13 protein-coding genes are annotated in these 14,544 nt (G+C 71.3%); 9 read left to right on the forward strand and 4 right to left on the reverse strand.

What is annotated here, in order from left to right; genetic code table 11:
• Positions 1-178: 178 nt before the first annotated feature.
• The 3 genes from AB0B66_RS04565 to AB0B66_RS04575 all read right to left on the reverse strand — a co-directional run bounded on the left by AB0B66_RS04565 (position 179) and on the right by AB0B66_RS04575 (position 3,063).
• Positions 179-1,204 (reverse strand): lactonase family protein, encoded by a 1,026-nt coding sequence (locus AB0B66_RS04565; protein WP_360522782.1) that lies wholly within the window; start codon positions 1,202-1,204, stop codon positions 179-181.
• Positions 1,205-1,352: 148 nt separating this feature from the next.
• Positions 1,353-2,357, reverse strand: coding sequence for an ATP-binding protein (locus AB0B66_RS04570; RefSeq protein ID WP_360522973.1), 1,005 nt, complete (start codon positions 2,355-2,357; stop codon positions 1,353-1,355).
• Position 2,358: 1 nt separating this feature from the next.
• The gene (locus AB0B66_RS04575; RefSeq protein WP_360522785.1) at positions 2,359-3,063 is read right to left on the reverse strand and encodes a response regulator transcription factor; all 705 of its coding nucleotides are present in this window, start codon (positions 3,061-3,063) and stop codon (positions 2,359-2,361) included.
• A 113-nt stretch (positions 3,064-3,176) separates the two neighbouring features.
• Between AB0B66_RS04575 and AB0B66_RS04580 the strand changes: the two genes are divergently transcribed.
• Positions 3,177-3,734 carry a DM13 domain-containing protein gene (locus AB0B66_RS04580; RefSeq protein ID WP_360522788.1) on the forward strand — a complete coding sequence of 186 codons (558 nt, stop codon included), beginning with the start codon at positions 3,177-3,179 and terminating at the stop codon, positions 3,732-3,734.
• A 12-nt stretch (positions 3,735-3,746) separates the two neighbouring features.
• Here AB0B66_RS04580 and AB0B66_RS04585 read toward each other — a convergent pair whose 3' ends face one another.
• A complete protein-coding gene (locus tag AB0B66_RS04585; protein WP_360522791.1) occupies positions 3,747-4,670 on the reverse strand; it encodes a DUF1835 domain-containing protein in 924 nt (307 codons plus the stop codon).
• A gap of 159 nt (positions 4,671-4,829) precedes the next feature.
• Between AB0B66_RS04585 and AB0B66_RS04590 the strand changes: the two genes are divergently transcribed.
• The 8 genes from AB0B66_RS04590 to AB0B66_RS04625 all read left to right on the forward strand — a co-directional run bounded on the left by AB0B66_RS04590 (position 4,830) and on the right by AB0B66_RS04625 (position 14,113).
• On the forward strand, positions 4,830-5,267 hold the full coding sequence (locus AB0B66_RS04590) for a hypothetical protein (RefSeq protein WP_360522794.1): 438 nt from the start codon (positions 4,830-4,832) through the stop codon (positions 5,265-5,267).
• Positions 5,268-5,384: 117 nt separating this feature from the next.
• Complete coding sequence (locus AB0B66_RS04595) at positions 5,385-5,882, forward strand: helix-turn-helix domain-containing protein (protein WP_360522797.1); 498 nt, start codon at positions 5,385-5,387, stop codon at positions 5,880-5,882.
• A 734-nt stretch (positions 5,883-6,616) separates the two neighbouring features.
• Entirely contained in the window at positions 6,617-7,804 is a 1,188-nt protein-coding gene (locus AB0B66_RS04600) for an ROK family transcriptional regulator (protein ID WP_360522800.1), read from the forward strand.
• Positions 7,805-7,829: 25 nt separating this feature from the next.
• Positions 7,830-9,392, forward strand: coding sequence for a sugar ABC transporter ATP-binding protein (locus AB0B66_RS04605; RefSeq protein WP_360522803.1), 1,563 nt, complete (start codon positions 7,830-7,832; stop codon positions 9,390-9,392).
• A gap of 169 nt (positions 9,393-9,561) precedes the next feature.
• Positions 9,562-10,542 (forward strand): ABC transporter permease, encoded by a 981-nt coding sequence (locus AB0B66_RS04610; protein WP_360522976.1) that lies wholly within the window; start codon positions 9,562-9,564, stop codon positions 10,540-10,542.
• 135 nt (positions 10,543-10,677) lie between these two features.
• A complete protein-coding gene (locus AB0B66_RS04615) occupies positions 10,678-11,733 on the forward strand; it encodes a substrate-binding domain-containing protein (protein ID WP_360522806.1) in 1,056 nt (351 codons plus the stop codon).
• Between the two features lie 53 nt (positions 11,734-11,786).
• Positions 11,787-12,992: a Gfo/Idh/MocA family oxidoreductase gene (locus AB0B66_RS04620; protein ID WP_360522809.1), complete on the forward strand. Its 1,206-nt coding sequence runs from the start codon at positions 11,787-11,789 to the stop codon at positions 12,990-12,992.
• 116 nt (positions 12,993-13,108) lie between these two features.
• Positions 13,109-14,113: a sugar phosphate isomerase/epimerase family protein gene (locus tag AB0B66_RS04625; RefSeq protein WP_360522812.1), complete on the forward strand. Its 1,005-nt coding sequence runs from the start codon at positions 13,109-13,111 to the stop codon at positions 14,111-14,113.
• Positions 14,114-14,544 lie beyond the last annotated feature (431 nt).

The raw sequence follows: 14,544 nt of genomic DNA on the forward strand, positions 1-14,544 counted from the left end.
TGGGTTTATTGGTCGGGGTTACACCCCGCGGAGTGTACCCTGGCTCATCTCATCGGAGGACGCTACCCCCACCCCGCCCTTCATCGACGTTGGCCTATCACATCGAATCGGAGTACCGGAAATTCGATGTGATAGGCCAACGTCGATGCCAATCCCCGGGCCGGGACGGCCCACGTGGTCAGGCGCGGCGCGGGGCGGGCAGGACGCAGGACGGGTTCGGCACCGAGACGGTGTCGCCGGTCGGCGACGGCAGGCCGGTGGCCGGGTCGCGGCGGTACCCGCGCACCGTGTCGCCGTCCTGGTCGGCGACGTACACGAAGTCCCCGAGCAGCGCGAAGTGCCGCGGCCAGCGGCCGGTGGGCACGTCCGCGACCGGCCGCAGCGCGGTTCCCTCCACCGCGAACACGGTGAGGCAGTCCGCACCCCGGTTCGCGACGTAGAGGAAGCGCCCGTCGGGCGAGCACTCCAGGTGGCTCGGGTAGTTGCGCTCAGCCGGCTCGCCGGCCGTCGCCGCGACACTCGACACCGGCCGCAGCAGCCCGTCGGCGACCTCGCAGACCACGACCGTCGAGTCCAGCTCACCCGCGACGAACACCAGCCCGGAAGGGTGCACGGCCAAGTGGCGCGGCCCCATCCCGGCGACCAGCGGCGAGGTCGCCACGGGCCGCAGCCCGGCGGGCTCGACGGCGTAGCTGCGCACCTCGTCGGTGCCTAGGTCGGTGACGTGCAGCAGCCCGTCGGGGGCGAGCACCGCCATGTGCGCGTGCGGTCCCTCCTGGCGCTCCGGGTCCGGGCCGCTGCCCTCGTGCGTGATCAGATGGTGGTACGGCAGCAGCGCGCCGTCGGCGCCGATCGCGAACACGGCGACGGAGCCGCCGCTGTAGTTGGCCGCCACCACGAACCGGCCCTGCGGGTCGACGGCCAGGTGGCAGGGGTCCGCGCCGCCACTGGGCTGCGCGCCGAGCAGTTCGAGCCCGTCTGCGGTCACGGCGTACGACAGCACCTGCGCGGCGGATTCGCTGGCCGCGTACAGGTGGGTGCCTTCGGGGTGCCAGGCGAGCCACGACGGGTCGACCGCCGCGACGGGCGGACCCGCCGGTTCCAGCCGCCCGGTGTCCGGGTCCTGCCGCCAAACGGTGATCGCCTGCGCGGTGCCGGCCTTCGCCGTGTAGGAGCCGATGTGAACCAAGGAAACCGAAGGCATGCCAGGCAGCCTAATGCGCGATCCACCACCCGAATCGGGCCCGTCCCGCAGACCGGACGCCACGCCCTGCCCTGCAGTTTCGGGGAAACTGCCGGAACGGCGGGCTCCATTCGTGCAGTTTCCCCGAAACTGCAGCGACCGGCGGTCGTCAGGCCGCCACGGCCGGCAGGTGGACCTCGAACCGGCAGCCGGCGGCGGTGTTCGCCACGTCCACTCGGCCGCCGTGCGCGTCGACGAGTCCCGCGACGATGGCCAGGCCGAGCCCGCCCCCGCCGCCGTCGGCGTCCGGGGTGCGTGCCTTCGCGCCGCGGAACGCCACGTCGAACACGCGGGGAAGGTCGGGCTCGGCGATGCCGCCGCAGGTGTCGTCGACGGCCAGCCAGCCGCCCTCGGCGTCGCGGCCGCCGGTGACCGTCACGGTGCCGTCCGGGGGTGTGTAGCGCACCGCGTTGAGCACCAGGTTCGCCACGATCCGGGACAGTTCACGCTCGCCCGCCCGCACCACGGGCCACTCGCCCTCGGCGAGCAGGCGTACGCCCCGCGCGGCGGCGACCGGCGCGGCCGCGGCGACCGCGTCGGAGACGACCTCACCCAGTGGCACGTCCACGGGGGACAGCTGCAGCGCCCCGGCATTGATCCGCGACAGCTCGAACAGGTCGTCGACCAGCGCCGCCATCCGGTCGGTGCCGGTACGGATCCGGCGGTGGTATTCGGCGACCGTGGCCGGATCGCTGACCACCCCGTCCTCCAGCGCCTCGGCCATGGCCCGCATACCCGCCAACGGGGTGCGCAGGTCGTGCGACACCCAGGCGACCAGGTCGCGGCGGCTCGCCTCGACCTGGCGCTCGCGCTCGCGGGCATCGGCCGCCCACATCGCCGAGCGGGCCAGCCGCCACGCCACCCAGCCGCCGATCCCCAGGCTGACCAGCCCGGACAGCGGCACCACGACGAGCAGCACGTGCAGGTCGTGCGGGGAGATGAACATGCCCTCGGCGACCGCCAGCACCCCGGCCAGCATCGCCAGCACCGTGGCCACCAGCAGCACGCACACGTTCAGCGTGATCGAGCGGCGGTGCAGCAGGCGCAGCAGCAGGGCCGCGGGCAGCCAGACGACCGCCGCGCCGGCCAGCGCGGCGAGCAGGATCAGCAGCAGGTCACGCACCGGCGTCCGCCCGCACCGGCTCGTACCGGTAGCCCACGCCCCAGACGGTGTGGATGCGCCGCGGCGCGGCCGGGTCGGGTTCGATCTTCTCGCGCAGCCGTCGCACGTGGACGGTGACCGTCGACTGGTCGCCGAAGGTCCAGCCCCACACGGACTCCAGCAGCTGCGCCCGGCGCAGCGCCTCGTTCGGGTGCGCCATCAGGAACGCCAGCAGGTCGAATTCGCGTACGGTCAGCGCCAGTTCGCGGCCGGCGAGGTGCGCGGTGCGGCGTACCGGGTCGACGACGAGGTCCCCGTCGGTCAGCACGGCCACCGGGGCGGTCTGCGGGCCGGTGCGGCGCAGCACGGACTGGGCGCGCAGCACCAGTTCCCGCGGAGAGAACGGCTTGGTCACGTAGTCGTCCGCGCCGACCTGCAGCCCGGCGATGCGGTCGACCTCCTCGCCGAGCGCGGTCAGCATGATGATCGGCACGCCGGGGCCGGGCTTGGCGCGCAGCCGCCGGGCCACCTCCAGCCCGTCGAGCACGGGCAGCATCAGGTCCAGGATGATCAGGTCGGGCCGTTCCCGGGCGTACGCGTCGAGCGCGGCCTGCCCGTCGGCGGCCAGCACCACCCGGTGACCGGCGTGCTCCAGGTAACGGCGTACCACGTCGCTGACGGTCGGGTCGTCGTCGACGACGAGCACACTGGTGGCCATGCCGCGAGCGTACGTCGAGATCATCGTCGGTGCCCGGACGCCGCCGCCGTCGGAACCTTACGATCCGCGAACGTGGGGTCCCACCGGCGCCGTGCGGGCCTTAGCGTCAGGGCATGACGAGGATGTTCGGCAAGCCCGCCGTCTGGGCGGTGGCCGCGGTGCTGGCCGTGGGCCTGGCGTTCGGTCTGTACTGGTTCCAGCCCTGGAAACTGCTCACCTCGAAGACCGTCAACGACGCCGCCCCGGCGGTGGTGTCCGCGAGCGCGACGCCCTCGCCGGCCTCCTCCCCGGCCGCGGGCGTGCCCTCGCCGTCGGCCGTCGCGGTGCTGCTGGCGGAGGGCAAGCTGGTCACGCACGAGCACGACAGCTCCGGGACCGCGCAGCTGGTCAGGCTGCCTGACGGCCGCCACCAGGTGATCCTGCGCGACCTGGCCACATCGGACGGCCCCGACCTGCGGGTATGGCTGACCGATCAGCCCGTGCTGCCCGGCCGTGCCGGTTGGCACGTCTTCGACGACGGCAAGCACGTCGAGCTGGGCCGCCTCAAGGGCACCCACGGCACCCAGGTCTACGCCGTGCCCGCCGACGTCGACCCGACCGCGCTGCGCAGCGTCACCATCTGGTGCGCCCGCTTCAAGGTCTCCTTCGCCGCCGCCCCGCTGGAGGCGTGAACCTGTCAGGCCTCAGGCCGGGACGGGCCGGGCCGCGTCGGGGTCCCACCGCCAGCCGGGCAGCAGCACCCCGCCGACCCAGCGGGGGAAGGTCTGCCAGCTCGCGTCGCCGTGCAGGATCCGCTGGCCGTACGCGGTGAGCTGGTACTCGCCGCCGCGCAGCGCCAGCGCCGGGCGCTCGGCGTCGTGCAGCCGCCGCAGCACCGGCAGCAGCATCACGTCACCGAGGTACGGCAGCGGGTCGGCGTCCTGGTGCGCCCGGTAGACGGCCGCGAACGGCAGCGGCCCGGGGCTGACCGCGCGCAGGCACAGCCGCTCGGACAGCGACAGCCCGTCCGTGGTCCACGGCAGCTCGACGAGGTGCCGCCGGACCGCCCGGGACAGGTACGGCAGCGCCTCGTCCGTGATCCCGGCCAGGGTGAGAGGGTCCGGCACGGCGAGCGCGGCCCAGGCCCGCTCGGCCGCGGCGAACTGCTCGGCGGTGACCGGCCGCTCCCGCCCGGCGAGTGTCGCCAGCTGCGGTGCGGACAGCTGCCCGAACCCGATGAACGGGTCCTCGCCGGGGAACGCGTCGATCGACATCAGGCGCAGCCGCCCGTGCAGCGCGGGCCGGTGGGCGAGCAGTGCGAGCAGCCGGATCAGGATCGCCTGGTCGAACCAGTCGTGCTCGAACCACAGCAGCACCCGGTCGTACGCGTCCAGGGTGTCGAGGGCGGCCCGCTCCTGCGACAGGCGCTCGCGCACGGGTCCGGCGTCGAGGTCGTACGCCCCGGCGAGCCAGTCGGCGCGGATCGCGTCGAACTCGGCCGGGTCAGCCGTGCGGGGGACGGGACCCTGGCACACCGGGTCCGTGAACGGCACGAAATCACCGGGGAAGCCGGCCGGTCCGAGGGTCTCCCGGAGGTCGTCGCCGCAGCGTACGTGGACGGTGCGCATGGCCGTCAGTCTAGGTGCGACAGCGGCCGGTGACCGGTCGACCGGCGGGACAGCCAGGTGTTACCAGCGGTATGACCCATCGACATATGCGCGCTTAGGAAACTATCATTAGTCATGGCGCGAACTCGTACGGTGACAGGTGCCGGGATCATCGCAACCGTGGCGCTCGTCCTTCTGTTCGGTAATCAGCCCTTCGTGGAGTGGGTGTCGAGGCACACCAGCTCCGACAGTGCCTGGGGCTGGTTCCTGCGTGTGCTGACCTGGCCCCGGTGGGCCTTCGGTCCCGTCGACGGATCCAGCAGCGCGATGCGCCGGCTGCTCGCCGACGATCTGCGTGCGCTGTTGCTGATCCTCTTCGTGGCACTCATCCTCGGAGTGGTCAGCAAGGCGGTCACCGGTGGCGCCGGCGGCTTCCTGCTCGGCTGGTCGGCTCTGATCTTCGGATCGGCGCTGGCGGCCTTCATCACCGCGTTCATCATCAGCGACCCGACGTTCGTGGGTGCGCTCCAGGCCGCCGCGGCGGGCTCGGCCTACGGGCTGTTCGTCGGCTGGGTGGTCGGCGCGCTGACCGGCACCGCCAAGGGCGCCGGCTCCTAGCGTCCTGCTCCACCGTGTGGTGCCCGCGGCCGAGGCGGGCACCGCACGGGACGGCCGGGAACGTGCACGTTGTTCATAAAATTGTGAATACTCCTAAGCTTGTTATGATCGTCCTTGATGAGCGACAAGGTTGACGCGGTCGCGCCGCGTGATGAGGACGGTGTGCGCCGGTCGGTGGAGCACATGGCGATGATGCTGGCCGACATGGGCTTCCCCAGGATGCCGTCCCGGGTGCTGATGACCATGATGAGCGCCGAGGAGACCTCGCTGACCGCCGGTGACCTGGCCGAGCGCCTGGGCGTCAGCGCCGCCGCCATCTCCGGTGCGGTCCGATACCTGATGCAGATGGGCTTCGTCGTACGCGAGCCCGCGCCCGGTTCCCGCCGCGACCGCTACCGCCTGCCCGACCAGCCCTGGTACGGCGTGACCACCGCCAAGCGCGGCTTCTACGGCCAGTTCTCCGACGAGGCCGACGTCGTCATCGAGGCAGCCGGCGGCGCGCGGACGCTGGCCGGCGAACGCATGGCCGACCTGCGCGACTTCTTCCGCTTCGTGGAGGAGCAGGTAGGCGGCGCGATGCAGCGCTGGCAGGAGCAGCGCCTCCCACGCGCCTGACCCGAATCCCCGCCCCACCTGCGCCGCGCGCGGATTCGCGCCGCCGGCACATACTCCATGATCGCTCGACTTGCCAGGCAGGTGGGCGAAAGGGCGCTCAAGATACGCACAGGTGCCTGGCAAGTCGAACGGTCATGGTAGGGAGCGCGTCCTCATAAAAGGTTCGCACCGTGAGGGCGGGCGACTTTTCTCGGTGACGGACGTGAATCCGGCTCGTTCACCCGCGCGGTCGGCCGGTCCGGCGGGGTCGGACGGGCCTCCGTCGGTCGAGCGCATCGACTGTTCCGGCTAAGCGCGAACGCTCCCGCGAGGCCGTCGCTGCAGACCTCCCTTCCGCCCGCCTCCGACGCCTTCGAGGCGGAATCCGCCGAGCGCGACCGTGTACGACGCCGAACACGGTAGCGGTCGTGGTACGCCGATCCGCTGCCGTGCGGCCCGCCACGGTCCTGGCCGGATGGCATCCCACCTGCGACGACGCCACCTTTCGCCGGCCGTGCCCAGATCGGGGCCGCAAGTCTGACGGACTCGCGGTCCGGAGACCGTTATGAGACCGCGACTTTTTAAGACTTGCGCAGTAGAGGAGGGGGTGTTCTGGATGGTCATGGCTAACTTCTGCTAGATCAAACAAAAGTTTCGCGGATTCGGCGAGAAGCTATGGACACGATTGTCGAAAGCTCGTAACCTGTGCGACACACCACATCGGTGGAGTCCTATCAGGTCGGAGGAACGAGCGGATGAGCCTCGCGCGGACGCTCTGGGACCCGCTGCACGTCAGAGTGCTGCGGCTGCTGCGAGACGAGGGTGCGCTGTCGCGCGCCGAACTCGCCGACCGGCTGGACATCCCCCGTCCGCGACTGCTCGGCGAACTCGACCGCCTCGTCGCCGGCGGCCACGTCGCCGAGGCGGGCCCGGCCGAGTCGCGCGGCGGCCGCCGGTCCACACTCGTGGAACTGAACCCGGGCATGCGCTTCGCGGGTGTCGACCTCGGCGCGACGTCGATCGACGTCGAGGTGACCAACGGCCGGCTGGAGCCGGTCGCGCACTACAGCGAGCCCGCCGACATCCGCAGCGGTCCGAAGGTCACCCTGCAGCGGGTCAACGAGCTGCTCGCCAAGGCCAAGGTGGAGGGTGCGTTCGCGCACCTCGACGGCATCGGCATCGGCGTGCCCGGCCCGGTCAGCTTCCGCGACGGCGTGCCCGTCTCGCCGCCGATAATGCCCGGCTGGGACCGCTTCCCGGTGCGCGAGCTGCTCACGCGGGAACACGGGTGCCCGGCCGTGGTGGACAACGACGTGAACATCATGGCCGTGGGCGAGCGCAACGCGGGCGTGGCGCACTCCGTCGACAACTTCCTCTTCGTGAAGATCGGCACCGGCATCGGCTGCGGCGTCTTCCTCGGCGGCGAGGTCTACCGGGGCACCGACGGCTGCGCCGGCGACATCGGCCACATCCAGGTCGACAGCCACGGCCCGGTCTGCACCTGCGGCAACGTCGGCTGCCTGGAGGCCGTGTTCAGCGGGGCCGCGCTGGCCCGCGAGGCCACGGCCGCCGCACGCTCGGGCACCTCGCCCGCGCTGGCCGAGCGGCTGGCGACCAACGGCGCGGTGACCGCGATGGACGTGGCGATCGCCGCGGTCGAGGGCGACGTGGTCTGCGTGCAGCTGATCCGCGACGGCGGCCGCCGCATCGGCACCGTGCTGGCCGGGCTGGTCAGCTTCGTGAACCCTTCGATGATCGTCATCGGTGGCGGGCTGGCCCAGTTGGGCCACATCATGCTCGCCGAGATCCGCAGCGTGGTGTACCGGCGGTCGCTGCCGCTGGCCACCGGCAACCTCCCCCTGGTGCTGTCCGAGCTTGGCCCCCGCGCAGGCGTCGCCGGCGCCGCGGTGCTGGCCAGCGAGATCGCCTTCGAGCAGGCCTGAGCCCGAGATGAGCGAGGAGTCGAGCATGAGCGAGCAGGCGGCGACCGCTGCGGAGGCCGCGGGCGAGGTGGTTCTGCGGCTGTCCGGTGTGGTCAAGACCTTCCCCGGCGTACGCGCCCTCGACGGCGTCGAGCTGGAGGTGCGCGCGGGCGAGGTGCACTGCCTGCTGGGGCAGAACGGCGCGGGCAAGTCCACCCTGATCAAGGTGCTGGCCGGCGTGCACCGCCCCGACGCGGGCGACGTGCAGTGGCTGGGCGAGCAGGTCTCGTTCAGCGGGCCGCAGGCCGCGATGAAGGCCGGCATCGCCACCATCTACCAGGAGCTCGACCTCGTCGACTACCTGTCGGTGGCGGAGAACATCTACCTCGGCCACGAGCCGCGCAGTCTCGGCTTCGTGCACAAGGGCCAGGCCGCGCGCCAGGCCCGGGAGCTGCTGGGCCGGCTGGGCCACGGCGAGATCCCGGCGCAGCGGCTGGTCAAGTCGCTGCCCGCCGCGGGCAAGCAGATCGTCAGCATGGCCCGCGCGCTGTCGCACTCGGCCAAGCTGATCATCATGGACGAGCCCAGCGCGGTGCTGGCGCACGACGAGGTCGGCAACCTGTTCCGGATCATCCGGGAGCTGACCGCGCAGGGCATCGCGGTGGTCTACATCTCGCACCGGCTGGAGGAGATCCGCGAGATCGGTGACCGGGTCACCGTGCTCAAGGACGGGCGCACCTCGGCGGTCAACCTGCCGGCCCGCACCACGCCGACCCGTGACCTGGTGAGCCGGATGACCGGCCGCTCCATCGAGTACGTCTTCCCGCCGCGGCCGGACACCGCGCCCGGCGAGAAGCTGCTGGAGGTGCGCGGGCTGGGCCGCTCCGGAGAGTTCACCGGCGTCGACCTCGACGTGCACGCCGGCGAGATCGTCGGCATCGCGGGCCTGGTCGGCTCGGGCCGTTCCGAGCTGCTGGAGACGGTGTTCGGGGCGCGCCAGGCCGAGGCCGGCACGGTGGTGATGGACGGGCGGGCGCTGCCGCCGGGCAACGTCGCCGCGGCGGTGCGGGCCGGGCTGGGCATGGCCCCCGAGGAGCGCAAGAGCCAGGCGCTGCTGCTCGGCCAGCCGATCTACCGCAACATGACGCTGACCAACTTCAGCTCGTACGCCACCGCCGGGTTCACCGACACCGGCAAGGAGCAGGACGAGGCCATGCGCGTGGCCAACCAGCTGGAACTGCGCCCGCGTGACGTGCGCCGGGCCGTGCGCACGCTCTCGGGCGGCAACCAGCAGAAGGTGGTCGTCGGCCGATGGCTGCTCGGCGGCACCCGGCTGCTGCTGCTCGACGAGCCCACCCGCGGCGTCGACGTCGGCGCGCGGGCCGAGCTCTACCAGGTGATCCGCGACCTCGCCGCGAACGGCGTCGGGGTGCTGCTGGTCTCCAGCGAGGTGCCCGAGGTGCTCGGCCTGGCCGACCGGGTCCTCGTCATGCGCGAGGGCCGGGTGGTGCGCGAAGCGCCCGCGGCCGACATCAACGAGGAAGACGTACTCGATCTGGTTATGGCGGGATCGCTGACCGCCGCGACGACTGAAGAGGTGGCCGCGTGAGCGAGCGAACCAGCTGGCTCGGCAGACATGCCGTTGACGAGCGAAGCGAGGAAATGGCATGAGCGTGTCCAGCGAACATAAAGTAGAGGAACAGGTGGGGAGTCCCGCGCCCCATGCCGCCCCGGCCGTCGCCAAGACGAGCTGGTGGAAGGACGAGGCGCAGGAGCCGATGCGGCGCAACCTGGGCCTGGTCGGGGTGCTGCTGGCGCTGTTCGCGATCGGCGCGTACATCCGGCCCGACCTCTACAGCGACGTCGACTGGGTCGTCAACAACATCATGGTCATCCTGACCCAGGCGGCCGCGATCGGCGTGGTCACCGTCGGCATGACCTTCGTGATCATCGGCGGCGGCATCGACCTGTCCGTCGGCGCGCTGATCGCGCTGTCGGGTGTGTGGGCCACGACGCTGGCCACGCAGAGCTTCGGCCCGGTCGGCATGATCTTCACGGCGGTCGCCGTCGGCATCGGCGCGGGCCTGGTCAACGGCGTGCTCATCGCGTACGGCAAGCTGGTGCCCTTCATCGCCACCCTGGCGATGCTGGTCGCCGCACGCGGTCTGGCCGCGCAGATCTCCGGCAAGCAGACCCAGATCTCCGGCGACCAGTTCATCAACAGCATCGCCACCACCCGGATCGTCGGCATCCCGCTGCTGGTCATCATCCTGCTGGCGGTCGCCGGGCTCGGCTGGGTGCTACTCAACCGCACCACCTTCGGCCGGCGCACCGTCGCCATCGGCGGCAACGCCGAGGCGGCCCGCCTGGCCGGCATCAACGTCCGCGGCCACACCATGCTGCTGTACGCGCTCTCGGGCCTGTGCTGCGGCATCGCCGCGATCATGCTCACCTCGCTCGCCACCTCGTCCCAGGCGGCCGCGGCCGAACTCTACGAACTCGATGCGATCGCCGCGGCGATCATCGGCGGCACGCTGCTGTCCGGCGGCCGTGGCACCATCATCGGCTCGCTGTTCGGCGTGATCGTGTTCTCCGCGATCACCAACCTGTTCGCCATCGCCAACCTGCCCACCGAGGTCCAGAACATGGTCAAGGGCGCGATCATCGTGGTCGCGGTCCTTCTCCAGCAGGTGCGGTTCTCGTCCGTCACGCAGTTCGCCCGGAGGCACGGTCTCACCCGGGCGAAACCGCAGACCTGACCGCCGCGGGGCGGGCGCCCGATCGGCCCGCCCCGGCTTGGGTTCCATCACCGCACAGCCCGCTCCACCTGGGGTGACCGTCGAACGCGACGGTCGCCAGACCGAACACACCCTCGCGACGACCAGGAGGTCGTGATGACCAACTCGATTCCGGACACGTCCCGCCGCCGGCTCCTCTTCGGCGGCACGGCGATCGCCGCCGGCGCTCTGCTCACCGCCTGCACCAGCAACGAGCAGACGCCGACCCCGGCGCAGACCAAGGGCGCCGACACCGAAAACCCGAACGCCGCCGCCGGCAAGGCGGTCACGATCGGCTTCTCCGCCCCGGCCGCCGACCACGGCTGGATCGCGGCGATCACCAACAACGCCAAGGCGCAGGCCGGGGCGTACAAGGACGTCACGTTCAAGCAGGTCGAGGCGGGCAAGGACGCCGCGGCGCAGCGTGCCGCGCTGGACACCCTGATCGCCGAGAAGCCTGACGTGATCGTGCTGCTGCCGCACGACGGCAAGGAGCTCAACGCGTTCGGCCTCAAGGCGATGGAGGCGGGCATCCCGGTCGTGAACCTGGACCGTGCCTTCCCCGACGCGCTGGCGTACCGCCTGCAGATCAAGGGCGACAACTACGGCATGGGCGTGGCCGCCGGTCACTACATCGGCAAGGCGCTCAAGGCGAAGAACGTCGCCAGCCCGATCATCGGCGAGATCGCCGGCATGGACGAGCTGGAGCTGACCCAGGAACGCAGCGCGGGCTTCAAGGCCGCGCTGGCCACCTACGGCTTCACCGTGGCCAACCGCCGCGCGGCGCGCTTCACCGCCGACTCGGGTCAGAAGGAGGCGCAAAACCTCCTGCAGGCGCTGCCGAAGATCGACGCCATCTGGAACCACGACGACGACCAGGGCATCGGCGTGCTGGCCGCGATCACGGCCGCCAACCGCAGCGAGTTCTTCATGGTCGGCGGCGCCGGCTCGAAGAAGGCGATCGAGGACATCGCCGCCGACAAGACCGTGCTCAAGGCCACGGTCACCTACAGCCCGTCCATGGCGTCGTCGGCGATCTCGCTGGCCCGCCTGATCGCCCAGGGCCGGGGCATGTCCGACCTGGTCGAGCTGCAGGTGCCCAAGGAGGTCATCCTGGCCTCCGAGACGATCACGAAAGAGAACGCGAGCACGTACCTGAAGCTCGGTTTCTAAGCCCGACATGGTTCGCCCGCACCAGCGGGCTCGGTAACGGAGGAGCCCACCCCGTGTCCACAAACGACAACAAGGAACTGCGGGTCGGCATGGTCGGCTACGCGTTCATGGGCGCCGCGCACTCACAGGCGTGGCGCACCGTGAACCGCGCATTCGACCTGCCCCTGCGGGTCCGGATGGCGGCGGTCTGCGGCCGTGACGAGGCCAAGGTGTCCGAGGCGGCTGACAAGCTCGGCTGGGACGGCTACGTCACGGACTGGCGGGAGCTGATCGCCCGGGACGACATCGACGTGATCGACGTCTGCACGCCCGGCGACAGCCACGCGGAGATCACCATCGCCGCGCTCGCCGCGGGCAAGCACGTCATGTGCGAGAAACCGCTGGCGAACTCCGTGGCGGAAGCCCGGGCGATGGTCGATGCCGCAGCCGCGGCGCGGGAGTCGGGTATTCGTACGCTGTGCGGGTTCAACTACCGGCGCGTGCCGGCGGCGGCGCTGATGCGTCAGATGATCGCCGCCGGCAGGCTCGGGGTGATCCGCCACGTGCGTGCCGTGTACCTGCAGGACTGGATCACCGATCCGCAGTTCCCGCTGGTCTGGCGGCTCCAGCAGGAGCGGGCCGGGTCGGGCGCGCTCGGCGACATCGGCGCGCACATCATCGACCTGACCCAGTACGTCACGGGCCAGCGCATCACCGGGGTGAGCGCGCTGACCGAGACGTTCATCAAGGAGCGGCCGATCCCGAGCGAGACCAGCGGCCTGTCCGCCACGGGCAACGGCCAGGCCGTCGGGCAGGTGACCGTCGACGACGCCGCGCTGTTCACGGCGCGGCTGTCCGGCGGGGCCATCGCCACGTACGAGGCCAGCCGCTTCGCGATGGGGCGCAAGAACGGCCTCCGCGTGGAGATCAACGGTTCGCTCGGCTCGCTCGTGTTCGACCTGGAGCGCCTCAACGAGCTGGAGTTCTACGACGCGACCAGGCCGACCGCCGAGCAGGGCTTCAACCGGATCCTGGTCACCGAGCCGGAGCACCCGTACCTGTCCGCGTGGTGGCCGCCCGGCCACATCATCGGGTACGAGCACTCCTTCACCCACCAGATGCGCGACTTCGTGCAGGCCGTGGCGGAGGGCACCGACCCTCACCCCTCCTTCGAGGAGGCGCTCGGCGTGCAGCTCGTGCTCGACGCGGTGCAGCACTCCGCCGAGTCCGGGTCCGCCTGGACCGAGGTGGCGCAGCCCGCTTTCCCGGTCGCGGCCTGACCGCACCGGCACTGAACGTGGGAGGGCCGGTCGGACGCCGACCGACCGGCCCTCTCACCCATCCGACTTCCGCTCGACGCACCAGGCACTCCCGCACACGATCGGAGAGCGAACACATGCCTCGACCCATCACCCTGTTCACCGGCCAATGGGCAGACCTCCCGTTCGAGGAGGTCTGCCGACTGGCGTCCGAGTGGGGCTACGACGGCCTCGAGATCGCCTGCTGGGGCGACCACTTCGAGGTCGACAAGGCGCTGTCGGACGAGACCTACATCCCGCGCAAGCGCGCCCAGCTCGACAAGTACGGGCTGAGCGTCTACGCGATCTCCAACCACCTGGTCGGCCAGGCGGTCTGCGACAACCCGATCGACGAGCGGCACAAGGGGATCCTGCCCGCCCGCATCTGGGGCGACGGCGAGCCCGAGGGCGTACGCCAGCGTGCCGCCGCCGAGATGGCCGACACCGCCCGCGCCGCCGCCAAGCTCGGCGTGGACGTCGTCGTCGGCTTCACCGGCTCGCCGATCTGGCACTTCGTGGCCATGTTCCCGCCGGTGCCGCAGTCGATGATCGACGCCGGGTACGAGGAGTTCGCCCGCCGCTGGCACCCGATCCTCGACGTATACGACGAGGTCGGCGTGCGCTTCGCGCACGAGGTGCACCCCAGCGAGATCGCGTACGACTACCACACCACCCGCCGCACCCTGGACGCGCTGGGCAACCGGCCCGCGTTCGGCCTGAACTGGGACCCGTCGCACATGGTGTGGCAGGGCTGCGACCCGGTCGGCTTCATCCTCGACTTCGCCGAGCGCATCTACCACGTGGACTGCAAGGACACCAAGGTGCGCATGGGCGACGGCCGCCGGGGCATCCTGTCGTCCCACCTGCCCTGGGCGGACCTGCGCCGGGGCTGGGACTTCGTGTCCACCGGCCACGGCGACGTGCCGTGGGAGGACTGCTTCCGCGCCCTGAACTCGATCGGCTACACCGGCCCGATCTCGATCGAGTGGGAGGACGCGGGCATGGACCGCCTCATCGGCGCCCCCCAGGCTCTGGAGTTCGTGCGCGGTCTGCTCTTCGACCCGCCCACCGCCTCGTTCGACGCGGCCTTCAGCTCGGACTGAGCCCCGCCCCTCGCCGGCCGCTGCTCCCTCGGGGCGCTGGTGAGGCAATGGAAGGGCACCTTCTTAACGCTATGCGTTGAAGAAGGTGCCCTTCTTAACGAGGTAGAGCCGCTGCCTGCGGTGATCTGGCAGTGGGTCTGTGGCGGTTCGGCGGCGGTCCGGGGCCGGTCCGGCAGCGCGTGTGCGGAAGCCGGGCCTGCCGGGGCGGCGCTGCGGCAAGATCGCTGTTTCCGGTCAAGATCTGCAGTCCGACCTCACCGTTTGACCCGAGACAGCGATCTTCCAAGGCCGCCCGGTGCCGGGCCGGCGGCGTCTCGTGCCTAGGATGGCCGTGGCCTGTGCGAATGCGCGGGCGGCAGGGTGTGGGGAGCAGCGGCGGTGCGGCAGGTGGGTATGGCGGCCGACCGCACCCCGGCCGGCGCCGTTCCGCG

Source organism: Catellatospora sp. NPDC049111, assembly GCF_040648615.1.
Classification (GTDB): Bacteria; Actinomycetota; Actinomycetes; order Mycobacteriales; family Micromonosporaceae; genus Catellatospora; species Catellatospora aurea.